The 23,190-nt window shown below is 42.7% G+C and carries 23 protein-coding genes and 1 pseudogene; 19 read left to right on the forward strand and 5 right to left on the reverse strand.

Features of this window, described 5'->3' with window-relative positions:
- Nucleotides 1–6 precede the first annotated feature (6 nt).
- The 18 genes from NQ534_RS06100 (at nt 7) to NQ534_RS06185 (ending at nt 17,908) form a co-directional block, all read left to right on the forward strand.
- Complete coding sequence (locus tag NQ534_RS06100; protein ID WP_006861326.1) at nt 7–2,391, forward strand: ABC transporter permease; 2,385 nt, start codon at nt 7–9, stop codon at nt 2,389–2,391.
- 187 nt (nt 2,392–2,578) lie between these two features.
- Nucleotides 2,579–2,839 carry a hypothetical protein gene (locus tag NQ534_RS06105; protein WP_006861328.1) on the forward strand — a complete coding sequence of 87 codons (261 nt, stop codon included), beginning with the start codon at nt 2,579–2,581 and terminating at the stop codon, nt 2,837–2,839.
- A 5-nt stretch (nt 2,840–2,844) separates the two neighbouring features.
- Entirely contained in the window at nt 2,845–3,510 is a 666-nt protein-coding gene (locus tag NQ534_RS06110; protein ID WP_006861329.1) for an ABC transporter ATP-binding protein, read from the forward strand.
- Between the two features lie 14 nt (nt 3,511–3,524).
- On the forward strand, nt 3,525–5,942 hold the full coding sequence (locus tag NQ534_RS06115; RefSeq protein WP_006861330.1) for an ABC transporter permease: 2,418 nt from the start codon (nt 3,525–3,527) through the stop codon (nt 5,940–5,942).
- A gap of 190 nt (nt 5,943–6,132) precedes the next feature.
- Nucleotides 6,133–6,390, forward strand: a complete 258-nt coding sequence (locus tag NQ534_RS06120; protein WP_006861331.1) for a hypothetical protein — start codon at nt 6,133–6,135, stop codon at nt 6,388–6,390.
- Between the two features lie 260 nt (nt 6,391–6,650).
- A complete protein-coding gene (locus NQ534_RS06125) occupies nt 6,651–7,034 on the forward strand; it encodes a GntR family transcriptional regulator (RefSeq protein WP_006861332.1) in 384 nt (127 codons plus the stop codon).
- Nucleotides 7,027–7,887: an ABC transporter ATP-binding protein gene (locus tag NQ534_RS06130; protein WP_006861333.1), complete on the forward strand. Its 861-nt coding sequence runs from the start codon at nt 7,027–7,029 to the stop codon at nt 7,885–7,887. Before NQ534_RS06125 ends, NQ534_RS06130 begins: the two co-directional genes overlap by 8 nt.
- Nucleotides 7,880–8,530, forward strand: a complete 651-nt coding sequence (locus NQ534_RS06135) for an ABC-2 transporter permease (RefSeq protein WP_006861334.1) — start codon at nt 7,880–7,882, stop codon at nt 8,528–8,530. The genes NQ534_RS06130 and NQ534_RS06135 overlap by 8 nt, the downstream gene beginning before the upstream one ends.
- A 128-nt stretch (nt 8,531–8,658) precedes the next feature.
- Nucleotides 8,659–8,847: a cysteine-rich KTR domain-containing protein gene (locus NQ534_RS06140; protein WP_006861335.1), complete on the forward strand. Its 189-nt coding sequence runs from the start codon at nt 8,659–8,661 to the stop codon at nt 8,845–8,847.
- 66 nt (nt 8,848–8,913) lie between these two features.
- Entirely contained in the window at nt 8,914–9,639 is a 726-nt protein-coding gene (locus NQ534_RS06145) for an ABC transporter ATP-binding protein (protein ID WP_006861336.1), read from the forward strand.
- On the forward strand, nt 9,636–10,364 hold the full coding sequence (locus NQ534_RS06150; protein WP_006861337.1) for an ABC transporter permease: 729 nt from the start codon (nt 9,636–9,638) through the stop codon (nt 10,362–10,364). Before NQ534_RS06145 ends, NQ534_RS06150 begins: the two co-directional genes overlap by 4 nt.
- Nucleotides 10,365–10,445: 81 nt before the next feature.
- The gene (locus tag NQ534_RS06155) at nt 10,446–10,703 is read left to right on the forward strand and encodes a DUF3592 domain-containing protein (RefSeq protein WP_006861338.1); all 258 of its coding nucleotides are present in this window, start codon (nt 10,446–10,448) and stop codon (nt 10,701–10,703) included.
- 131 nt (nt 10,704–10,834) lie between these two features.
- A complete protein-coding gene (locus tag NQ534_RS06160) occupies nt 10,835–11,227 on the forward strand; it encodes a winged helix-turn-helix domain-containing protein (protein ID WP_006861339.1) in 393 nt (130 codons plus the stop codon).
- A 504-nt stretch (nt 11,228–11,731) separates the two neighbouring features.
- Nucleotides 11,732–12,181 (forward strand): sigma-70 family RNA polymerase sigma factor, encoded by a 450-nt coding sequence (locus NQ534_RS06165; RefSeq protein WP_006861340.1) that lies wholly within the window; start codon nt 11,732–11,734, stop codon nt 12,179–12,181.
- A gap of 571 nt (nt 12,182–12,752) precedes the next feature.
- Nucleotides 12,753–12,968 carry a DUF6870 family protein gene (locus NQ534_RS06170; RefSeq protein ID WP_005361189.1) on the forward strand — a complete coding sequence of 72 codons (216 nt, stop codon included), beginning with the start codon at nt 12,753–12,755 and terminating at the stop codon, nt 12,966–12,968.
- Between the two features lie 135 nt (nt 12,969–13,103).
- Entirely contained in the window at nt 13,104–14,732 is a 1,629-nt protein-coding gene (locus NQ534_RS06175; protein WP_006861343.1) for a recombinase family protein, read from the forward strand.
- The gene (locus NQ534_RS06180; RefSeq protein ID WP_006861344.1) at nt 14,733–16,382 is read left to right on the forward strand and encodes a recombinase family protein; all 1,650 of its coding nucleotides are present in this window, start codon (nt 14,733–14,735) and stop codon (nt 16,380–16,382) included. It abuts the gene before it with no gap.
- Nucleotides 16,367–17,908: a recombinase family protein gene (locus NQ534_RS06185; RefSeq protein ID WP_040782674.1), complete on the forward strand. Its 1,542-nt coding sequence runs from the start codon at nt 16,367–16,369 to the stop codon at nt 17,906–17,908. The genes NQ534_RS06180 and NQ534_RS06185 overlap by 16 nt, the downstream gene beginning before the upstream one ends.
- 89 nt (nt 17,909–17,997) lie before the next feature.
- Here the strand turns inward: NQ534_RS06185 and NQ534_RS06190 are convergent.
- A pseudogene (locus tag NQ534_RS06190) lies at nt 17,998–18,921 on the reverse strand (tyrosine-type recombinase/integrase); the annotation flags it as partial.
- Complete coding sequence (locus tag NQ534_RS06195; protein WP_006861347.1) at nt 18,921–19,109, reverse strand: hypothetical protein; 189 nt, start codon at nt 19,107–19,109, stop codon at nt 18,921–18,923. The pseudogene NQ534_RS06190 and the gene NQ534_RS06195, both read right to left, overlap by 1 nt.
- Before the next feature lie 308 nt (nt 19,110–19,417).
- Here NQ534_RS06195 and NQ534_RS06200 point away from each other — a divergent pair, with 308 nt between their 5' ends.
- A complete protein-coding gene (locus NQ534_RS06200) occupies nt 19,418–19,951 on the forward strand; it encodes a helix-turn-helix domain-containing protein (RefSeq protein WP_006861348.1) in 534 nt (177 codons plus the stop codon).
- A 224-nt stretch (nt 19,952–20,175) separates the two neighbouring features.
- Here NQ534_RS06200 and guaA read toward each other — a convergent pair whose 3' ends face one another.
- The 3 genes from guaA to NQ534_RS06215 all read right to left on the reverse strand — a co-directional run bounded on the left by guaA (nt 20,176) and on the right by NQ534_RS06215 (nt 23,188).
- Nucleotides 20,176–21,720, reverse strand: coding sequence for a glutamine-hydrolyzing GMP synthase (gene guaA, locus NQ534_RS06205; protein ID WP_006861349.1), 1,545 nt, complete (start codon nt 21,718–21,720; stop codon nt 20,176–20,178).
- 1 nt (nt 21,721) lies between these two features.
- A complete protein-coding gene (locus NQ534_RS06210; protein WP_006861351.1) occupies nt 21,722–22,009 on the reverse strand; it encodes a hypothetical protein in 288 nt (95 codons plus the stop codon).
- Nucleotides 22,010–22,153: 144 nt separating this feature from the next.
- The gene (locus NQ534_RS06215; protein WP_040782677.1) at nt 22,154–23,188 is read right to left on the reverse strand and encodes an SDR family oxidoreductase; all 1,035 of its coding nucleotides are present in this window, start codon (nt 23,186–23,188) and stop codon (nt 22,154–22,156) included.
- Between the last annotated feature and the right edge of the window lie 2 nt (nt 23,189–23,190).

Raw genomic sequence — 23,190 nt, forward strand, 5'->3', positions numbered from 1 at the left:
CAGGCTATGACATGGCCTTTTGAAAATGATACCAGCGCCATAGTAAAGCGCATATCAAACCGCAGTATATCGGCAAATCGAAAAAGAAATATCTTTATTGTTTTGACGATTGCACTTGCCAGCGCATTGCTATCTGCTATTGTCCTCTATGGCTTTGGGGTTATGCAGGAAACGCAGAACCGCAACCAAAAAACAGCGCAGATTATGTATCATGCGATTTCTGAACAACAGGGACAGGAACTATACAAGCAAGAAGAAATTGCGTGGGTTGGGGAATTTTTTAACGCATTTTCTGAACAGGTAAACCATTCAACCGTGAATTTTACTTATGCAAATGCAGATATGCTAAAATCCCAAAGTATGCCCTATTCGGGAGATTTACCAGCTTCGGAGAATGAAATTGTAGTGCAAGAATCCTTTTTGGATAGTTTGGGCTATTCAAATGAATTGGGACAGACAATTCAAATCCCCTTTTCTGACGGCACTACCCATGATTTCAAATTGACGGGAATCTTAGATGTGAAAACCGGCGATATTGGGCGCTATACAGCCATTATATCGAAAGAATTAGTAAGACAGCAGTATGGCGACGAGGGCATGATTGATTATTACATTGGGCTGAAAGGCGCTCAAAATATGAGCGAGGAAGAAGCCACCAACTATGCAAACACTCTGGCACAGGAATTAGAAATTTCCGATGATAGTGTGATTGTCCGTTCCACATATTTTAACTTAAAGGACGAAAATCACGGAAGCGATATGCTGTTCTATTTCTTGATCGGTTTTGTAACTTTCATTGGTTCCGGCATTGTGATCTATTCGATTTTTTATATTTCAGTAGCAAGCAGTATCCGTAACTATGGACAGCTTCGCACAATCGGAACTACAAAACGACAGATCAAAAAGATGGTTTACCGCGAGGGAAAATTACTTGCTGCCATTGCTATCCCGATTGGTCTGGTTATTGGAAATGTGATTGGGTACTTCCTGATTCCTGCCGGTTGGTACTGGCTGACTACTTTATGTGTGACGGCCGGGGTTGGCCTTTTTGCATTTATTATTGTGATGATTGCCATTCATACTCCTGTAAAAAGAGCTGCGGCAGTATCTCCGCTGGAAGCATTGCGATATTCCGATTATCAGGGGAAGATGAAAGAAAGTTCCGTGTTGCACCGTAAAATAACGCCTGCTTCACTTGCTAAAATGAATCTGTCCAGACAAAAGGCAAAGTCCACTTTAACAATACTTTCTCTTTCACTCGGCGGAGTATTGGTTGTATTGATTTCGACAATGTTAGTTTCCTATGATGGCGTTGCAGAGGCAAGAGGCAGGGCTTTCCCTGTCGGTGAATTTAACATTCAGCTCAACGCAAATCAATCGTGGGACACTGCTGGTATTTCTTTGTCTGGATTGCAGCAAAAGAATTTTCTAAATGCCGATTTTGTAAATGCAGTAGAATCTATTGATGGGGTTACAGGAATCAAGCGCTGGTATTACACGGACGCAGAATATCGTGTAAATGGTAATTCTGGAAAATGGATTCAGGGCTTTTGCCGAGATGAACAGCAGAATTTGGAGAAAGAGCGAATTGCGGGAACGACTGATTATGATGAACTGGTGGCAGGCAATGGAATTGTCTTGCTTCAAGAGCGTGCCGATTTCTATGATATTGAGGCCGCGTTGGGTGATACCGTCGAAGTGGACTATAAAACCGAATCCGGCCAAATTCGCTCAAAGACCTATACCGTCATGGGCATTGTAAACGAATATTCTTACTCCGGCTTCTCAAAATGCTTTGCGCTTCCGGAGCAGTTTATGAATGAAGCGACCGGGATAGATTGCACAGGTACGATTTCCGTAATTACCGATATGGAAAAATATGATACGGTTGAAGCTGCATTAAATCAACTGATAGACGGAAATAGCGATTTGGTTATGGAAACCATAAAAGAAAGTATCACTTATTATAGCGGACTTCAACAACTTTCTTTCGGAGTATTGTTGATCGTGGCTGTTATTGTCGTGTGCTTTTCTTTAATCAACCTTGTCAATACGACAATCACAAACTTTCTGTCCCGCAGGCAGGAAATTGGAATGTTACAGGCGATTGGTTTGAGTAAAAAGCAGCTTATCAAAATGCTGTGCTATGAGGGGTTGATGTATTCAGTTTTTGCTACGCTGGTAACATTGGTTTTAGGGACTGGACTGGGCTTCCTATCCGTACAGGTAGTTGTGAAAACGATGAATCCATACTTTCACTATTCATTTCCGTGGCTGATCGTATTGATATATTTAGCAATCCTGCTGATTGTGCAATTCACCTTGATTTCTTACACAACTGGAAATCTGAAAAAGCAATCTCTTGTTGAGCAAATCAGGACGATGGAATAGCCGTATGGGATCGGCGGGGCGGCGTGTGCTGCCCCGCTTTTTTCGCCATTTCTCAAAAAATTTTTGAAATGTCCGAGCGTTGTAACATTTCACCCCGATTTTCAATGAAATTTTTTAGCCGCTGTAACATTTCGCGGACATTTGGGTTTTACAATGACCTTATCAACAAAAGTGAGGAGGCGACGCAATGGAATTGACTCCGACATTGATTTTGAATCTGGCGCTGCTGATCGTCCCGCCCGTTACCCTTGTGCTGGTGTTCTGGCAATGGCTGGCCCGGCACATCCGCTGGGTGGTTGCCTTGACTGCTCTCTGTGATGTTCTCCTGTTTTGGGATGAATTGTTCTACTATGAGAGCTTCGGCCTGTTCGCTGTGCTGATTCTGGTGCAGTTGGTGGCCACCGGCGCAGCAGCGTTCCGCATTTACAACAAACAAAGAAAGGATTGAATTTTATGAGCATTTTACAGACTATCAACCTGAAAAAGTATTACGGCACAGAGCCGAATATCACCCGCGCCCTTGATGGCGTGAACTTCTCCGTGGAGGACGGCGAGTTTGTGGCCGTTGTGGGAACCTCCGGCAGCGGCAAGTCCACCCTGCTTCACATGATGGGCGGGCTGGACACCCCTACTTCCGGCAATGTGATTGTCCGGGACAAAGAGCTGTCGAAAATGAACGACGAACAGCTCACCATCTTCCGCCGCCGCAACATCGGCTTTATCTTCCAGAACTATAACCTTGTTCCCATCCTGAATGTGTATGAGAACATCGTCCTGCCGGTGGAGCTGGACGGGGACACGGTGGATCAGAAGTTTTTGGACGAGATCGTTCACCTGCTGGGACTGGAAGATAAACTGAAAAATATGCCGAACAATCTTTCCGGCGGACAGCAGCAGCGTGTGGCGATTGCCCGCGCCTTGATTACCAAACCGGCTATTGTGCTGGCCGACGAGCCGACCGGCAACCTTGACAGTAAGACCAGCGCCGAGGTGCTGGGGCTTATCAAGCGCACCAGTGCAGAGTTCCGGCAAACTGTTGTGATGATTACCCACAACAACGACATAGCCCGCCTTGCAGATCGGATTGTCCGCATTGAGGACGGAAAAATTGTGGAGTAAGGAGGTGGCAGGCGATGACATGGCCTTTTGAGAATGACACCAGCACTATTATAAAGAAACTGGCGAAAGCTGACCTAAAGGAACATAAGCTCAAGACTTTAATCACTGCAATTATTATTGTAATTGCGACTTGCCTAATGGCAACCGTCTTTTCGATTTTAGTAAATGACGCACTAAAACAATCCACACAAGCACCTTATCATGCTATGTTTCGCGCTGTGAGCGAAGATACGAAAAACAAGTTACAGACCGATAATGATTTTGAAACAGTTGGTGTTTACAAAACTTTTGGTAATATTGTGAACAGTGATGGGCGCACTGATCTGGCATACATGGATGATTCGGCAATGTCCTTTTTGGGCTTTGAACTGATGGATGGAAACCTACCGCAAAGCAACACAGAGGTACTTGTATCTGAAACTTATCTGTCTATTCACAAATTGGTATTAGGTGATTCATTTTCCTTTGAATATGTAGACACCTTGACAAACGAATTGAAAGAAAACACATTTACTGTTTGCGGCATTATCCAAAACAAAACGCAGGAAAAAGGAAAACAGTTTTATATTCTGACCTCTGATCGTTTCCGCACAGAATATGCACAACAGTACAGCGAGCTTTCTTTAACTTACAGCACACAAACTGCCTCGACTGTTGATGTATTAGTTTCACTTAATTCGGAAAAAGCCGATATGAGTCCTGACACTCAAAAAGATTTCTTAAAAAGTAAGGGTGAAGCCGAAGGTATTAAAGATTTTGACATCATACTAAATGACAGATATATTGATGGAATCTATATTGATGGTGCTGTGGCGGTCGGTATTGTCTTTTTTGCGATATTCATTATGTTCGCCAGCAGCTTTGTAATTTACAGTATTTTTTATATTTCCATTGTCAATTCGATGCCTATGTATGCCCAGTTTATTTCATTAGGGACGACGAAAAAACAGTTGCGTTACTTTTTGAAAATGCAGGGGAATTTACTGGCATTACGGTTTATCCCTTTGGGAGCATTGATTTCTATTTTGATTGTAGTTATTCTCTCCGGGGTACGATGGCTTTTATATGATATGGCGATTGTTTTATTGTCTGGATTCTTGATTTTTGCTGTTATCAAGTTCGCTTTGAGAAAGCCGGCGAAACTTCTTGCCAAAACTTCTCCTATTGAAGCAATGAAATTTCAAGGGGAAAAGGCCGGACAAGGACACAAAACATTGAAGCGGATTACACCAAACACTTTGGCGCAAAGCAACCTGAAAATGAATCAGAAGAAAAACCGTATGTCAATTATTTCATTGAGCATTAGTGGAACCTTGATGATTGCATTAGCTATCCTTATTTCTTCCATCAATCTTCCGGCTATGTTGCGACAAAGCTATCCATTAGACGAGGATTTCCAGATTGGCATACAGATGGATAACTTTTATGAGCGTTTTCCGACTATCATTCAAGACAATCCTCTATCAGAGGATTTGCAGGCACAAATATATAAAATTCCCGGCGTAGAAAAGATTGTATTGGATGGATGTGTCGTGGGCCGCTTAGTAGAATCAAAAGTTGTCTACGATTCGCCAGAGGACAATTTAGAAACTGTAAACAGTCTATCACCAGAACTTGTTGCTAATGCAAGTGAACTTGTGGACGGTACAATCAATTATGATGAAGTCGGTCTGGATGGCATGGTTGTCAATAAATACCGTACAGATCGAAGTGATACAAACTATGGCGATTTGAAAATTGGAGATACACTATTATTCCATTTTGATGTTGCCGGACAAACCATTGAAAAAACTTTTACCGTTGCCGGGATTGCTTACTTCCCATCAACAGGGTTGTTCTATTGTACCAGCGAAGCAATAGCAGAACTTTCCCCTTATAATAATACATCACATTTATCCGTTTTTTGCGACCCGGATTATAAGGAATCTGTTCAAGATGGGATCATGGCGCTTATAAGCGGAAATCCGAATTTGAGGCTCAAAATTTACGATGAAGAATTTTCTACAATTAGAGGATTCATAAAGGCAACCACAAGCAGTCTGTACGGTATCTCTGCATTTGTAATTCTTTTCGGGCTATTAAATATGGTGAATATGCTAATCAGCAGCGCTATTGTCCGTAAACGGGAATTTGCTCTTTTGCAGGCAGTCGGAATGACAAATCAGCAACTAAGAAAAATGCTTTACCGAGAGGGAATGAGCATTAGTGTAAAGTCTGCAATATTGGCAACCTTTTTTGGCGTTACAGTAGGTGTCCTGCTATGTTATTTGGCAAATAAGGTATTGGCCCTGAAATTTATCCTTTTTGAGTTTAATATATTCCCGATTCTTTTATTCTCCATTTTGCTTGTTGGATTGCAGATTTGCATTAGCTATGGGGTTAGCCGATCCATTGAGAAAGATACTTTGGTGGAACGGTTGAGAACGGAATAGCAACTGTATGGGATTGGCGGGGTGGCGTGTGCTACCCCGCTTTTTTACCGTTCCTCAAGGAAATTTTTGAAATGTCCGAGCGTTGTAACATTTCACCCCGATTTTCAATGAAATTTTTTGGCCGCTGTAACATTTCGCGGACATTTGGGTTTTACAATACCCTTATCAACAAAAGTGAGGAGGCGACGCAATGGAACTGACCCCAACATTGATTTTGAATCTGGCGCTGCTGATCGTCCCGCCCGTTGCCCTTGTGCTGGTGTTCCGGCAATGGCTGGCCCGGCACATCCGCTGGACGGTTGCCTTGACTGCCCTCTGTGATGTTCTTCTGTTCTGGGATGAACTGTTCTACTATGAGAGCTTCGGCCTGTTCGCTGTGCTGGTTCTGGTGCAGTTGGCGGCCACCGGCGCAGCAGCGTTCCGCATTTACTGCAAACAAAGAAAGTAAAATACAGCCTCATTACTACTCTGGTAAATATCCCGGAACTGATTAGACGGGGTGTTTTTTGTGGAATAAAGTTGGATGGAATATTAGCGGATGAAATAGGCACTTCCTGTTAAAAGAAATTGGTCAGGATAGTAATTTTATTATCCCGACCAATTTTTGCTATTATGAACTTTTCTTAAACTATATTGCTTTTTGGAGCCTTGCGTGTTATACTGTTATACACAACAGCATAACAGTTAAAACACACGGAGGATGCAGCAATGAAACTGATTATTTCAAATGTATCTGGCGTCCCCATATACGAGCAGATTAAACAGCAGATCAAGGCGGCTATTTTATCTGGCGATCTTCAAGCCGAAGAAACTTTGCCTTCCCTTAGAACACTTGCCAAAGACTTAAAGATCAGCGTCTTAACAGTGACAAAGGCATACACAGAATTAGAGCAAGAGGGCTTTGTTAAAAATGTGCAGGGGCGCGGATGTTTCGTAATGGGGTCTGGTTCAGAACTGATTAAGGAGCAGCTTATTTGCAAAGTAGAAAACAATCTCACCGAAGCAATAAAAGCTGCAAGAATGGCAAATCTATCCACAGAGGAATTACATCGCCTTTTGGACATTTTAACGGAGGTAAAAACAGATGACTAATTATTTAGAGGTAACGAACCTTTCAAAATCTTTTGATTCTTTTCAGCTTCACAATATCAGCTTTACTTTGCCAAAGGGATATATTATGGGCTTGATCGGCCCGAATGGTTCTGGCAAAACAACGACAATCAAACTGATTTTGAATATGCTCAAGCGCACCGGCGGCACAGTCAAAGTGATGGGGCTGGATAATATCGCAGAAGAACAAAAAGTAAAATCAGAGCTGGGCGTTGTTTTCGATACAAATTATTTCAGTGATGATTGGAAAGTGTCGCAGGTTGAAAAATCCATTTCGGTATTTTATCCAAATTGGGACAGCCAGAAATTTGTGGATATGTTACGGAAATTTCACATTGCACCAACCAAAAAGGTAAAAGAACTTTCCAAAGGTATGCAGATGAAGTTAATGCTTGCCTGTGCGTTTTCATACGACGCCAAACTGTTGATCCTCGACGAGCCGACCAGTGGACTTGATCCGGTTTCCAGAGATGAACTTTTGAAAATTCTTTCAGAGTATATTGAAGATGGCGAGCATAGTGTTTTGTTCTCCACCCATATCACAGGCGATTTGGAGCGTGCAGCCGATTATATTACCTACATCAGTTATGGCGAGTTGTTCTTTACTGGCAGCAAAGATGATTTTGTAGATATGTTCCGCATTGTAAAAGGTGGAATTGAGGAACTGTCCGATGATCTGAAAAATAAGGCGGCTGGTATTCGTACATTCCCTACGGGATTTGAGGCTCTGATGAAAACCGAAGATATTAACGGTTTCTCCAACCTGACTGTTGAGCCTGCCACTATTGATGAAATTGTAGTGTTTACAAGCAAGAAAGGTGACGATTATGAGTAATATTTTGAAATCCACAAAATTAGATATTGCATTGGTAAAACCATATTTTAAGACGATTTGCTTTACCCTGCTTCTGCCGATTGTGTTTGCCGCAATCAACCGTTCTTTGCTGACAGGGGTATCATTTGCTATGTGCTTTATTGCCATGACGACGGGATATACCTTTTCCATCACAGAAAAAAACAGTATGGATCGTCTGTTTGGTATTTTACCTGTTCGGAAAAGCGAGCTTGTGATCGGACGCTATGTTTTCGTCCTTGCAATGGGGCTTCTTTCCTTGATTATTTCTTTGATTGCACAGCCGCTTGTCTTGAAAGTGCTGGGTGAAACAGTTGGCGTATTTGACATTGTAACTGCCGCTATTGCAGGAGTATTCTTATTTGCACTCTATACTGTGTTCCAGATTCCGGGATATTACAAGTACGGCTCAATCAAAGGACGGGTATTTATGTATATTCCAGTGGCCGGTTTTTTGGTGACTTTACTTCTTCTCTCTAAAATGCCAGCCATCGGGAAATCAATTATTTCAGTCGTTGAATCTTCTCCGATACTTCTCGTTTTCCTTGCGGTTTTTGCTATTGTCGTGATGTATGCGGTTTCGATCTTCTTGTCCATTCGGATTATGAAGAACAAAGAAATGTGAGGTGATTGTATGGATTTCACAATTTTGGCAGTTGTGCTTTTGCTTGGTGTTGGCGTTCCTATCCGTAATAAACTCATACGGAAATATCGGGATAAGAAAAAGAATGATCGCTATTCGGAGTGAACAATATGGAGAAAACAGAGTTCATCCGCTGCCCAGTCTGCGGGAATAAAACACGCGACAAAATTCGGGAAGATACCGTACTTAAAAATTTTCCTCTCTTTTGTCCAAAATGCAAAAGTGAATGTCTAATCGACATTGAACAATTCCATATAACCGTTATCAAAGCGCCAGACGCACAGCCGCAGAGCCGATAACATAAAGGAGAAATTCTCTTTTATGGTTGGCTCTGCTTTTTTTATTAAATTAAGGAGAGAACAACTATGGGAGACTATGCACTTACAACAAGTAAACTATGCAAGTATTATGGGCAAAATCAAATATTAGAGAATGTAACAATGTCAGTACCGTCAAAAAGCATCTACGGCTTGGTTGGAGAAAATGGAGCGGGAAAGACAACTCTTTTCCGAATTTTAGCAGGTTTGTCAAAGCCGTCATCCGGCACATTTTCAATCATGCAATCAGTGTCCTTACAGGAACTATCGGAGGCTCGCAGAAGAATTGGCTTTATGATTGAGATGCCAGCCCTTTATCCCGATATGACTGTATTGCAAAACATTTTTGTCCAGCAAATTCAATATAACGGTCACAAAGATGCCTCAAAAGCTATCAGTGTGCTGCAAATAGTTGGGTTAGATACGCAGCAAAACAAAAAGGCCCGTCACCTTTCGTTAGGTATGAAGCAGCGTCTTGCGTTAGCGATTGCGCTATTGAACGATCCTGAAATACTTATTTTGGACGAACCTATCAATGGACTCGATCCGATGGGGATTGTTGAAATCAGAGAATTGCTACTATCACTTAATCAAACGAATGGTATTACGATTGTTATATCAAGCCATATTTTGAGCGAGTTAGAGCACATTGCTACGCATTACGGATTTTTACATAATGGGAAACTGCTACGAGAAGTATCTTCTTCCTCCATCCCGCAATCTTCTGACGGCTTGGAAGGCTTTTATAAAGATATGTTGGAGGGCGGAAAATGAAACGATTGATGAAAGCGGAATTATATAAATTCGGACATGAAAAATCTGTTTGGATTATTTCTGCCGTTCTTATTGCTTGTGCGTGTATTTCTATTTTTACGCAGGTATATGCCAGTGCTGAAAATGCCTTTACTAATTTAGGAAAAGATGTAATGGTTCTATATTTGGCCTGTGCTATCTATGCCGGAGTATCGTTTGCCGACGAATTTAACAATCGAACAATTATTCATATTATTGCACATGGATATAGCCGTATGCAGTTTTTGATGGCAAAACTCATTCACTATTTACTTGGATGTCTGTTGATTATACTTGCCTATTTAACCATATCTACCGGAATTGCAGCGGCGGTTTTAGGAACAAGTACCCCTGCCTCGGTTTTTATAGGTCACATATTATATAACATATTAAGGGGATTACCTTTCTATTTTGTTATGACAATGGTTTTCTTTTTCTTTGTAATTGTAACACGAAAAGGAGCCTTAGCTATTGCGGGATCAGTTTCATCTGCCATTCTGTTTGTCGTTTTTACAAATAAGGCATATTCAGCTCAAGCATTTCCTGAGCAGAGTTGGTTGAGGTTACTTCCCAACATACAGTTATCTATGCTTTATGATGGTTCTCTGATATTCACGGATTATTTGATTGCAATAGCACTATCTGTAATTTCCAGCATTATTATATTTACAGTATGTATCGCAATTATTCGGAAAACTGAATTATAAGCTGTTATCAAAAAATCTGAAGCACAGTTACAGAATTACAAGGATGAACCTTGTGAGTGTTTTTTTAATCGGAGGGAACTTATGGAAAAAGAAACAATGGGAACTGTAATTTCAGTTACAAAACAATGGTGGTTAAAAGTGAATCGTAAACCTGTCCGCGCTCATGCTATGGATGGCGCAGCCTTTCCGCATACTATCAAGGTCAAATATACGATAGACGGCAAAGAATACATCTGCCGAAAATGGATTGGCGCAGGAAACAAAATTCCTGACAAGGGAACAACGATTAAAGTTACCTATTGTGAAGATAATCCATCGAAAGCAAGAATTGAACTCTAATCAATAAATTTATCAAAATACGGAGGTGATGATGTGATGGGACATTAGCTGTTTTTGATATAGAAGAATCCGGCAAGCAGATTGGCGAAAAGTTATTTCTGCTTCTTAACGAGGAACAAAAGAATGCTCTAATGCAATATATTTTGGAGCAAGGAGTCTGTCATGGAACAGTACTCAATTCCTGTCACACTTCCTCCGCAGCAAAGAAGAATCCTCTAACAGAAATACAGGAAGGCGAGCTTTATCTATGCCTGGAACATCGTACTGTCAGGGTTCGCGAACGGATTATCAACCTGACAAGTAAGGAGTTTGATATACTGGCATTACTCATTGCCAATCCCAAACGTGTTTTTACTTACGAACTGATTACCGATTTGGTTTGGAAAGAGGATTGTGATTTCTATTCGAGAAAAGCGATTCATAATCATATAAGTAAGTTGCGTAAGAAATTGCGCTTTGAACCGGATCTTCCAAACTATATTGAGAGTGTCGCCGGGATCGGCTATAAATTTGAACATCTATAACATGAGCCCACAAGGTGTTGTTTTCCCTTGTGGGCTTGCTTTTTGTAGCATATATTTTAAGAGCAGAATATGTAGAAAATTGCGAATATAAAGAGTAAAAAGCGAATGTCTGCGGACTGATACAGGAAACATAAACGATATAATTTTCTCCCAAGGAGGTATCAAGCAGCCGATTCAGGTTCCTCCTTGATGGGAGGAAATGCCTATGCGTCTATGCAACACAGATCCGCAGATAAACTGCTTTACATTCAGTCACCTATACGTCGTAGTCCAGCTCGTATGGATTGCGGCGTTTTTGGTTTCGACAAAGTTTGAGCATTTTCGCTGTCAACCTCCCGGAAAAATTTCATACTGCTGCTTTGGCGCGCCTGTTCTTTGTACGGGCGCGCTTTTTTGTACCCTTTTTTTAATCAGAAAGAGACTTAGACCTTATCGCTGCCGCAGCCCACCCTCTGATTTCGATTTTTGCCATCAACTCAAACATCGAAATTGGAGGAAATTACTATGAAGAAAATCAATCTTCGGGATTATTACCCGTATTATACACAGGACATGATCGTTGAGGTGCCGGATGAAGTTGCGGACATTCTCCGGGAATATAAACTTGCTGAAGCAGCTTATTTTTTGCGTACATACCGGCATAAAGCCTATTTTTCTTTGGATTATGACATCAATGTGGAACATGAGGCTATGGTGCTTGTTTTGACACCGGCAGATATTTTTGAACAGAAGGAAGAAAACGCCAGACTATATGAAGCGCTTGCCTCGTTGCCGGAAAAACAGCGTAACCGTATCACTTCACATTTTCTGTTGGGAATGAGTTTATCGGATATTGCAAAAAGCGAAGGAACCGGCGTCAGCTCTGTACATGAAGGAATCCAACGCGGACTTCGGCGTTTGAAAAAAAATTTAGAAAAAATGAATACAGACCCCGAAAATTACCATCAAAAATGAAATGTATAATAGAGGGACATATTCGGCGGGACAAGCCGGACGGGTGTGGTAAGGAAGCATATACATCCTCCACCCTAACTGTAATATCAATTTGTCTGCCATGCCCCTTGCTTGTTCCTTGACAACCGAATATACGCTGTTACAGGTACTTCATTCTGTGTTCCGAGCGACAGATGGGGCGGCGCGGTGACAGGCGGCCTAAGGAGGTGATGAATCCAGGCTGTCCGAGCGATAAACGCAACCTACGAAACCGGCTGTGGCAGGCCGGACGCGATAACGACACAGATCATAATGGTACTTCTTCACAGCTTCCTAAAGACTTGGGGAGAGTTCCTGCGGCGTTTGCTTGCTCTGGCAAAGCGGCGGCGTATGTGGGACTATGATGCGGTGACGCTACCCGCAGCCTGTAACAGCCCCGTCCTTATAACAGAAGGACTTGCCGGGGTGCGTGGCAAATACGGCAGTAAAATCGAAATCAGATATAATGGGCCGGATTTATGTGTGTAATAACCATAGATCCGACCTATTCATGTGGTCTTGATAACACAGTTTTCAGAAGGGAGTTGATACTATGGAATTGAACACCATTGTCAGTGAAGTGGGTACGCTGGTAGACATTCGGGATGTCTCTGTCAACAAAGAACTTTCCCGTGATGAACGGATTGCAGAATTTGTTCAGCAAATCAAAAATCCATACCATTTTAAGTGTGGACGTTTTACTGTACAAGCCAGTTTTTCTGCTGAAGGTGCTACCCTGGAAGAATGTATCAAGGGTATTTTGCGATAGCTGCAATTTTAAGAAAGGGGCTGACTTTTCCGTAAAAGCATGGTAGAATAAGAATCGGAAAAGGAATTGAATATGGAATAACCACACTTCTTGAATTGCGGGGATTTTTCTGTGCAACGAAAGGAGTGTTTTTTTATGCAGATTTACAAAGCGATTAAGTACATCCGTCTTTCTTATACGGATGATAAAACAGTAGAAAGTGACAGCGTTGCTAACCAGCGGCGCCTGATCGATGACTACATAGCCCGACACCCGGAAATTGAGGTTGTGGCAGAAAAAATTGACGATGGTTATAGTGGTGTTTTGTTTGATCGCCCGGCATTTCAGGAAATGATGCGGATGATCGAACAAGGCGAAGCTAACTGTGTGATTGTCAAAGACCTCTCCCGCTTAGGTCGTGAGTACATAGAAACAGGCCGTTATATGCGCAGGGTATTTCCAGCCTATGGAGTGCGTTTTATCGCAATTAACGATAATGTGGACACGGAAAATGACGCTGCCGATGATCTCACGGTTTCTGTCAAAAACATTATGAATGAGGCTTACTGTCGGGATATTTCTGTTAAGACACGGAGCGCCCTGGAAGTAAAACGGCGCAGCGGGGATTTTGTAGGTGCTTTTACCATTTATGGTTATGTGAAAGTCGGCGATAAACACAAGAGTCTGGAAGTAGACGAATATGCTGCTAATGTTGTGAGGGATATTTTCAGAAAACGGCTGGAGGGATTCAGCGCTTCCCATATAGCGGATGAACTGAACCGATTAGGAATTCTTTCGCCTTTAGCGTATAAGCGCAATCACGGAATGCCTCATGCAAAAGGTGGCTATACAGACCGAAAGGATTGCAAATGGTCTGCAACTACAATCATCCGCATTTTGCAGGATGAAACTTACACCGGAACACTGGTCCAGGGCAAACAGACAACGCCCCATTTCAAATTAAAAGAGCGTGAGGACAAACCTTCTTCGGAATGGATTCGTGTGGAGGGAACCCATGAAGCGATCATACAAAAGCACGATTTTGATCTGGTGCAACGGCTCCGCAGGATTGACACAAGGACTTCTCCCAAATCGGATAAGGTTTACCTGTTTTCCGGTATTTTGATCTGCGGCTGCTGTGGCTGCCGTATGACCCGCAAGACGAACCGCTATAAAGATAAAGAGTATCACTATTATTACTGCCCGACCGGCAAAAAGAATGGCTGCACATCGTCGGTCATGCTGAAAGAGTCGGATCTGATTGAATGTGTGCAGGACAGTTTGAAAGGACATATTGAAAATGTTGCTTCTCTGGATGCCCTGCTGTCCAGTATCAGTCAGGAACGGATCAACCGGGAATTGGCGCAGGAATATGCCGCACAGATCAGAGTAAATGAAAAGCGTGTGGCACAGACCGAGGGCTTTAAGGCAAAACTCTATGAAAATCTGGTGAGTGGAATTCTGACAAAGGAAGAATTTCTCTCTTATAAGCGAAAATACAATGCAGATATTGAACTGTTCCAAAAGGCAATCGCTGAATGGAACGATAAACTTACAGATGTATTGGAAAACCGAAGCGAACGAAACCGTTGGATCAACCATTTTATGAAATTTTCTACTATGGAGGATATTGACCGCCGGGCAGTCATGCAGCTTATCCGAAGCATACGGGTAATGGGTAAAGATGAACTGCATATTGAATTTAATTACCAGGATGAATATCAGAAAGCAATCTCTTTGGCGGAACAGATTGCTACAAAAAATAAAGAAAGGATGGTGGGCTAAATGGCAAGAAAAAGCAGAAAACAGACGGCAGCGCCTATGCTGGCACCATCTTTATATGTACATGTGGCTCTGTATATCCGTCTTTCTGTGGAGGATAACAAAAAGCGGGGCTGCTCAGTAGAAAATCAAAAGCTGGTACTGAATGACTTTCTTTCAGATAAACCGGACTTCGTTGTGTATGATACCTATATCGACAACGGAGCGACAGGGACAAATTTTCACCGCCCTGGATTTCAGCAAATGCTATCTGACATTGAAGCAGGCCACATTAACTGTGTGATTGTTAAGGATCTTTCCCGATTAGGGCGAAATTCTATTGACACAGGTTATTATATCGAACAGTATTTCCATGCTCATAATGTTCGCTTCATTGCTGTTACGGATCAGTTTGATACAGCGGATTCCGGAAATCTTCATGGCGGTATCATGCTGCCTTTGAAAAATATGATCAATGAAGCCTATGCTCTGGACATTGGACGAAAAATCAAAGCACAAGCGCGGCAGGCTATGAAAGATGGCGACTATATTGGTGCACGGGCACCTTATGGTTACAGGAAAGACCCTGATAATTGCCATAAACTTCTGATTGATGAAAATACTGCCCCTGTGGTAAAACAGATTTTTGAATGGGCACATGAGCATGTGTCTCTGAACCGGATTGTCCGCAATCTAAATGAGATGGGGATTCCGGCACCGAGCCATTATAAAAAGGCCACTGGCGAGATTACCAGTCCGGGCCTGATTGGAAGCGGCAAATGGCAGACCCGTACAGTGATGAAAATTTTAGAAAGCGAAGTCTATACAGGCGATCTGGTGCAAGGAAAAACAAAGATTGTAGATCATCAGCAGGTCAAGGCTGGAGAAGATAATCTGATTATTGCCAAATGCACCCATGAACCGATCATTAGCTATGAATTGTTTAATGCAGTTCAGGAATACAGAAAACAGATCTGTGAAGAAAGCAAAGCAACTCCAAAACGCCCCTACACGCCAAACATTTTCAAAGGCAAAGTGTTCTGTGCTGATTGTGGCAGAAGCCTTCACCGGCAACGTGCCGAGCGCCGGAAAGGCCCCGATACTTATTGGTTCCACTGCCTTACAAACAGCCGGGTAGAAAAAGATAGCTGCAAAGGCGCAACGATGCAGGAAAAGGAACTGATTTCTATTGTTACGGCTATTCTTGAAAAAGAGCTGACAGTTGCGCTGGGAATGTCGCTGCCACTCTTTCAGTTGGAGGCAAGACAAAAACAGGAAAAAGATAAGCTGAAAATTCAGATGTCGGCCAAACGGCAGGAAATTGAAAAAACACGCCGGCTGATCCGTGGTCTATATGAAAATTTTGTGCAGGGTATTTTGACAAATGATGAATACTTTGAATTGAAGGCGGATTATGAATATGCTATCAATGCTCTGTCTGGTGAGATTGAAGTATTTGAAAAATCTATGGACTCCCTGGACAACCAGCTTGCCCGATACCGTGCAATGGAAAAGGATGCAAAAACACTGGCACAGGATCATGTGCTGACTGCAGAACTGATTGAACGGCTCATTGAACGAATTGAGATCGACCACGAGCGGAATATTCATGTAACCTTCCGTTTCAAAAATGAATTTCAGGGAAAGGCGGTGGAACCGTGCGCAACTATGTGATTGCCCTTTATATCCGTCTTTCTGTGGAAGATTTCAAAACCGAAAGTTTGAGCATACCAAATCAAAAACTGATTCTTCGTGAAAAAGCTATGTCTCTGCCGGAATGGGATAATAGTGAGATTTTGGAATTTATTGACAACGGTCATACAGGGACAAACTTTGAGCGTCCGGCGGTGCAGGAACTTTTAACAATGGTTCAGGCCGGAAAGATCAACTGTATTATTGTAAAAGACCTTTCCCGATTTGGACGTAACAGCATTGAAACCGGCTATTTTATTGAGCGGGTATTTCCTCTTTACCACACCCGTTTTATTTCCGTCAGTGATGATTTTGACACAGCTAATTTCAAAGGTGATACCGGAGGGATTGATATTGCTTTCAAGTATCTTATTAGCGAGTGTTATAGCCGAGATATGTCCATGAAAACCAAAAGTGCAAAATACGCGAAGATGCGTCGTGGGGAATATCAGAGTGTCATCTGTCCTTACGGCTATCGCAAGAGTGCAGACGGACGTATGGAACCGGACGAGGATGTTGCCCCGAATGTGCAGATGATATTTCAATGGGCGTCTGAAGGCAACACCGCAGCCGAGATCACAAGAAAACTGTATGCCATGAATATCCCCACCCCTGGGGAATATCGCAAACTTAAAGGCAAGGACTATTACAATGTTTCCCGAACAAACGGCGTTTGGAGTACATCAACGGTCCTGCGTATTTTAGAAGATCAAAGATATATCGGTACCTATGTAATTGGCAAGAGAAAGGTAAAAGAGATTGGCAGCCGACATACACAGTTAAAGGATGAAAGTGAGTGGTTCAAAATACCGAACCATCATCCGGCTATTGTAAGTGTGGATTTATTTGAGAAAGCCAATGCTTCTATTAAACGTTTCTCTCTGTCAAATAAAAAGCCGCGTGATTATCTGCTCCGTGGTAAGGTATTCTGTGGATGCTGCGATCATGCAATGGCTCTACGAAATGATGCGTGGTTTTATTGCCGTCATTCCGAGGTGGCTGAAACGCTTCCTTGTCATGGTGTGCGCATAAAGATGGCAGATCTGGAGCAGGTTGTATTTGAAACAATTCGGGCTCAAATGTGTCCGGCATTGGGAATTGATAGCAATAAGGATAAATTGGATTTGCAGACAGTCCAGCAGGCCGAACATGAAGAAAAACTCCGTTCTATTCAAGACAGCAAGCGGCATCTTTATGAGCAGTATGCACTCGGAGAGATTGATTTGGAAACCTATCGAACACGAAAAGCGGTTTATGACACGGAACTGGTACAAGCCAAAAATGTTCATGCTGTCATCACTGCACAGACAAAGCGGATAAAAAGTGATTATGAGATTAAGCTGAAACAACAGGAAATTGTGCAGGAAGTCGGAAACGCCAACATGCTGACAAAAGCTCTGATTGACCGGCTTATCAACAAAGTTTACGTCTTTCCAGGAGATCGGATTGAGATTGAATATGCAACACAGGATTTCTTAGAAACTAAGGAATCCGAAAAGGAAGTATAACCGTGAACACCCATTTGAAACAGCTATGGGCAGCTATGAAGCTGCCCGAAAAACTTCAAAAAAAGTTATATTTTTTTTGTCGTGGGCTTGACATACGGGTGCCGCAAATCGTGAATTCTTATACGCTTTACGCCTGCGGCTTTCGCCCCTCTGTCCATCTCGTGATGAAGATAGCTTTTTGTTACCGTAAAGATACGGTCTTTCTTTTTCAAACCATAGAGCATACCGAGATATTCCTGCATTTCCTCACAGAGAAAATGCGGCATTTTAATTGTGCGATTGCTTTTCTTTGTTTTCGGTGTGGTAATCACATCTTCGCCGTGTAAACGCTGATAGGATTTGTTAATCGTGACCGTTTCCTTATCAAAATTGAAATCAGCGGCGGTTAAGGCTAATAATTCGCCCTCACGAATGCCGCACCAGTAGAGCATTTCAAAGGCATAAAAGGAAACAGGTTTGTCCATCATTTCATAGGAAAATTTCTTGTATTCTTCCTTTGTCCAAAACAGCATTTCCTTGTGTTCCTCACTTCCCATATTTCCCACCTTTGCGGCAGGATTGGAACGCAATTCATAATAGCGTACAGCGTGATTGAAGATAGCCGACAACTGATTGTGCAGCGTTTTCAGATAGGTTTGTGAATACGGTTTTTTCTTCTCGTCACGGTAGGCAAGCATTTCATTCTGCCAAGTGATAATCTCCTTTGTGGAAATCTCGCTTATTTTCAACTTGCCGAAATAGGGCAGTATCTTCGTGCGAATGATATGCTCCTTTGTCAGCCAAGTGTTTTCTTTCAGGCGGTTTTTTACATCGTTGATATACAGTTCCGTAAAGGCTTCAAAGCTCATATCAAGGTCAGACGAATTTTGTAGCTGAAACATTCGCTCCCATTCCTGCGCTTCTTTCTTTGTGGCGAAACCCCGCTTACATTTCTGCTTGCGTTCGCCTTTCCAGTTCATATATCTCGCCATCACATACCAAGTGCCGTTGTCCTCATTTTTGAATACTGGCATTATTTACTCTCCTTTCCTGCTCCGTAGAGCCTTTCATAAAAATACTGGCGGTTTACACGACCCGCAATCGTAATAAAGCCCTGTTCTTTCAACTCTTCGTTCAGTTTTCTGATGAGCTTATAGGCATAGGGCTTTGATACGCTTAGTTCCTGTGCCACATCATCGGCACGAATAAATTTGTTTTCCATATCGTCAGTCCTTTCATAAGATTTTTAAGTTGCCGTTCTCTCCGAATATCGTTCCTGCCCCCATTTCAGCGGCGTTATCTCGTTCACTCTTGAATAAATCAAAAGGTCTTGGCGAAGTATCCTACTCGGACGGTCATCTAGTTTTTATTAAGCATATTCGCTTAGTGTTTTCTATTATACTAAGCAGATATGCTTTTGTCAAGAGGCTTTCGAGAAAATATTAAACTTTTTTGTTTCATTCCCTCTTGACAATTCCTAAACATATCTGCTATACTGATTGCAGTACATAAGCAAGGAGTGTAAACACTATGGCTATTGGCGAAAGAATACATTTTTTCAGACTCTTGCGTGGTATGACGCAAAAATATCTTGGTACGGCTGTCGGCTTTCCCGAACGGAGCGCAGATGTGCGTCTGGCACAATACGAAACTGGCTCCCGTAAACCAAAAGCAGACTTAACGGCTGCACTGGCACAGGTGCTTGAGGTTTCCCCGCAAGCTCTTGATGTTCCCGACATTGACAGCTACATCGGTCTTATGCATACCTTATTTACCCTTGAAGATATTTACGGTCTTACCGTCAGCGAAGCAGACGGAGAAGTCTGTCTGAAAGTCAACAAGGACAAAGGTAAGGACGCTGCCGAGTTATCAAAAATGCTCTGTGCTTGGAAAGAACAGGCAGACAAGCTATCTTCCGAGGAAATCAGCAGGGAAGAATACGACAACTGGCGTTATCACTATCCGAAATTCGATACCACACAAATCTGGGCGAAAGTTCCCTCAAAAGAATTAAGCGACACATTAGCCGAAGCATTCAAAGAGCAACTCAAACCCGATAAATAAAGAACGACAAAAAGCCCTTAGCTATGAGTTACTACCCACAGCTAAGGGCTTTGTTTATAATATGGATTTTTTGTTGTACAGCCGCCTGTCAATCATTCTGTAACCCTAAAACCACTGGATTACAAGAATAACGGCTCTTACACAACTGTTATCAAATTGTTATCAAAAGACCTCTTGAAAGTCCACAAACCCGCATAAATACTGGATTTCTTCGACCTCTCAACTTATTCGAACTCAATCGTTCCTGGCGGCTTACTGGTCAAATCATAAAATACCCGATTGACCCCCTTCACTTCATTAATAATCCGGCTCATTACTTTCTGCAATACACTAAACGGTATTTCTGCAGCTTCTGCCGTCATAAAATCAATCGTGTTCACTGCTCTCAAAGCAACTGCATAATCATATGTCCGCTCATCGCCCATAACGCCGACTGAACGCATATTCGTAAGTGCTGCAAAATATTGTCCAATGGACCGCGCAAGCCCGGCTTTCGCAACCTCTTCCCGGTATATTGCATCCGCGTCCTGCACAATGCGGACTTTTTCTGCAGTAATATCGCCGATAATACGGATGCCAAGCCCTGGTCCCGGAAACGGCTGACGAAAAACAAGGTTTTCCGGTATGCCAAGCTCCAGCCCCGCCTTACGCACTTCATCCTTAAAAAGGTCGCGCAGCGGCTCAATGATTTCTTTAAAATCAACATAATCCGGGAGACCGCCAACATTATGATGTGACTTAATAACCGCGGATTCCCCGCCCAGACCACTTTCCACCACATCCGGATAGATAGTTCCCTGAACCAGAAAATCAACCGCCCCAATCTTCTTCGCTTCTTCCTCAAACACCCGGATGAATTCTTCGCCAATAATTTTCCGTTTCTTTTCCGGTTCTGTTACGCCAGACAGCTTATCATAAAAGCGCTGCTGCGCATTTACACGGATAAAGTTTAAATTATATGGTCCTTTAGGACCAAATACCGCTTCGACCTCATCACCTTCATTTTTGCGAAGCAGACCGTGGTCCACAAACACGCAGGTGAGCTGTTCTCCTACGGCTTTCGACAGCAGCACTGCAGCCACAGAAGAATCCACTCCACCGGAAAGTGCACAAAGTACCCTGCCGCTGCCAACTTTTTCCCGAATTGCCTTTATGGATTCTTCTACAAAAGAATCCATACGCCAGCTTCCGGAGCATCCACAGATATTCAACACAAAGTTTGAGAGCATTTTCGTACCTTCCTGTGTGTGAAGCACCTCCGGATGAAACTGGATTGCATACAATTTTTCACTTTCATTTTCTGCTGCCGCCACTGGACAATCTGCTGTATGGGCAGTAATTCTGAAGCCCGGCGCCACCTCTGAAATATAATCAAAATGACTCATCCAACATATTGTTTTCTCCGAAACACCATTAAATATCGGAGAAGAAGTATCTGTAAATACCTCTGTTTTCCCGTATTCGCGTACTTTTGCGCGCTCTACTCTTCCTCCCAGCACATGCTGCATAAGTTGTGCTCCATAACACAGCCCCAGCACCGGAATGCCCATTTTAAACAGCTCTGCTGAGTATGTCGGAGAATCCGGCTCATAACAGCTATTAGGTCCTCCTGTCAGAATAATTCCTTTCGGGTTCATGGCTTTGATTTTTTCCAAATCTGTTTTGTAGGAATAAATCTCGCAGTATACGTTACATTCCCGTACCCGTCTGGCCACAAGCTGATTATATTGACCGCCAAAATCCAGTACAATCACTAATTCCCGCTTCACGTTATGCCTCCTGTTCTTTTTGTGATATTTTTCTTATAATATTTTTGCAGATACATTTTGCCATGTATTTTTTTCTTATAATTTTTTCATGTCGTCCTGCAGCTTTGCACCACAGAAATTCTGACACATGTCCGGACAGTTTTACTGTCCTTTTGCGCATCCAGACTTTCCTTTTACCACCTCGCCAGGCTTTCAGATGCATCATTTGCTTTTCGTGACATTCTCCATTATAAATTAGTACATAACATTTGGCAATTCCCAAATCTTGTTCTTTTGCAGAATTTTTCATTTACCGTCCGCACAGAAAATGTCAGAAACAAATGTGATATATCACACATATAATATATTTTCCAATATTCTGCTCTCCATATGTGCAAACTCAAGCTTTATAATATAACGCGCAATCATAGCTTGCCGGTCCGGAATCACTTTCTTACCTTTTCTGCGACATCTGTACTTTCTTCAAAGCTTCCTCCTGCGCTTCAATCACGCAATCGCACCATGCATCAAATTCCGGATCCTCTATCTGACATTCCGGATGGGACATCACATAAGCTACCGCTTTGCGAACTCCCTGGTCAAAACGGATATCCGCGCAAAAACCCGGCACAAGCTTTTTCAATTTAGTGTTATCAAATACCACGGTATGAGCCTTATCCCCCAGGAGGCTTCCCTCTATATTAAGCCTCTGCGTGTCACATTTTGCAAGAAAATGTGATGACACATAATATGGATTCAGCTCCACGCCCAGAGCATCCGCTACCGTCTGGTAAATCTGATTCCATGTCAGAGATTCATCCCCGGTAATCTGCACCGCCTCTCCAATCGCATGAATATTCCCCATCAGCCCGACAAAACCTTTTGCAAAATCACTATTAAAGGTTAAGGTCCACAGCGACGTTCCATCACCGTGAATGAGAACCGGCTTTCCTTCCATCATACGTTTTAGTACCTGATAGCTGCCGTTTTTCCCATGCAATCCCACCGGAACACTTCTCTCACTGTATGTGTGACTTGGACGCACGATTGTCACCGGAAAATCTTCTTCCCGGTAGAGCTTCATCAGAAGCTCCTCTCCTGCAATTTTGTTTCTGGAATAATCCCAATAACGGTTAGCCAGCGGCGTTCCCTCCGTAATCCGGTAATCTGACAGCGGCTTCTGATATGCCGATGCCGAACTGATGTAAATATACTGCCTGGTCTTTCCTTTAAACAGCCGGTAATCCCGCTCCAGCTGCTCTGGAACAAATGCAATAAAATCCGCAACCACATCAAACTGCTGTCCAGCAAGCTGCTCTGCAACATACTTTTCATCATTAATATCCGCAGTAATAATATGTGCGCCTTCCGGAAGCTCCCGGTTCCGGTTTCCTCTGTTAATCAGCCACAGTTCATGCCCTTCTTCCAGCAGCTTTCTTGAAATTGCTGTACTAATTGTACCCGTTCCTCCAATAAACAACGCCTTCATAT

Source organism: Marvinbryantia formatexigens DSM 14469 (genome assembly GCF_025148285.1).
GTDB lineage: Bacteria > Bacillota > Clostridia > Lachnospirales > Lachnospiraceae > Marvinbryantia > Marvinbryantia formatexigens.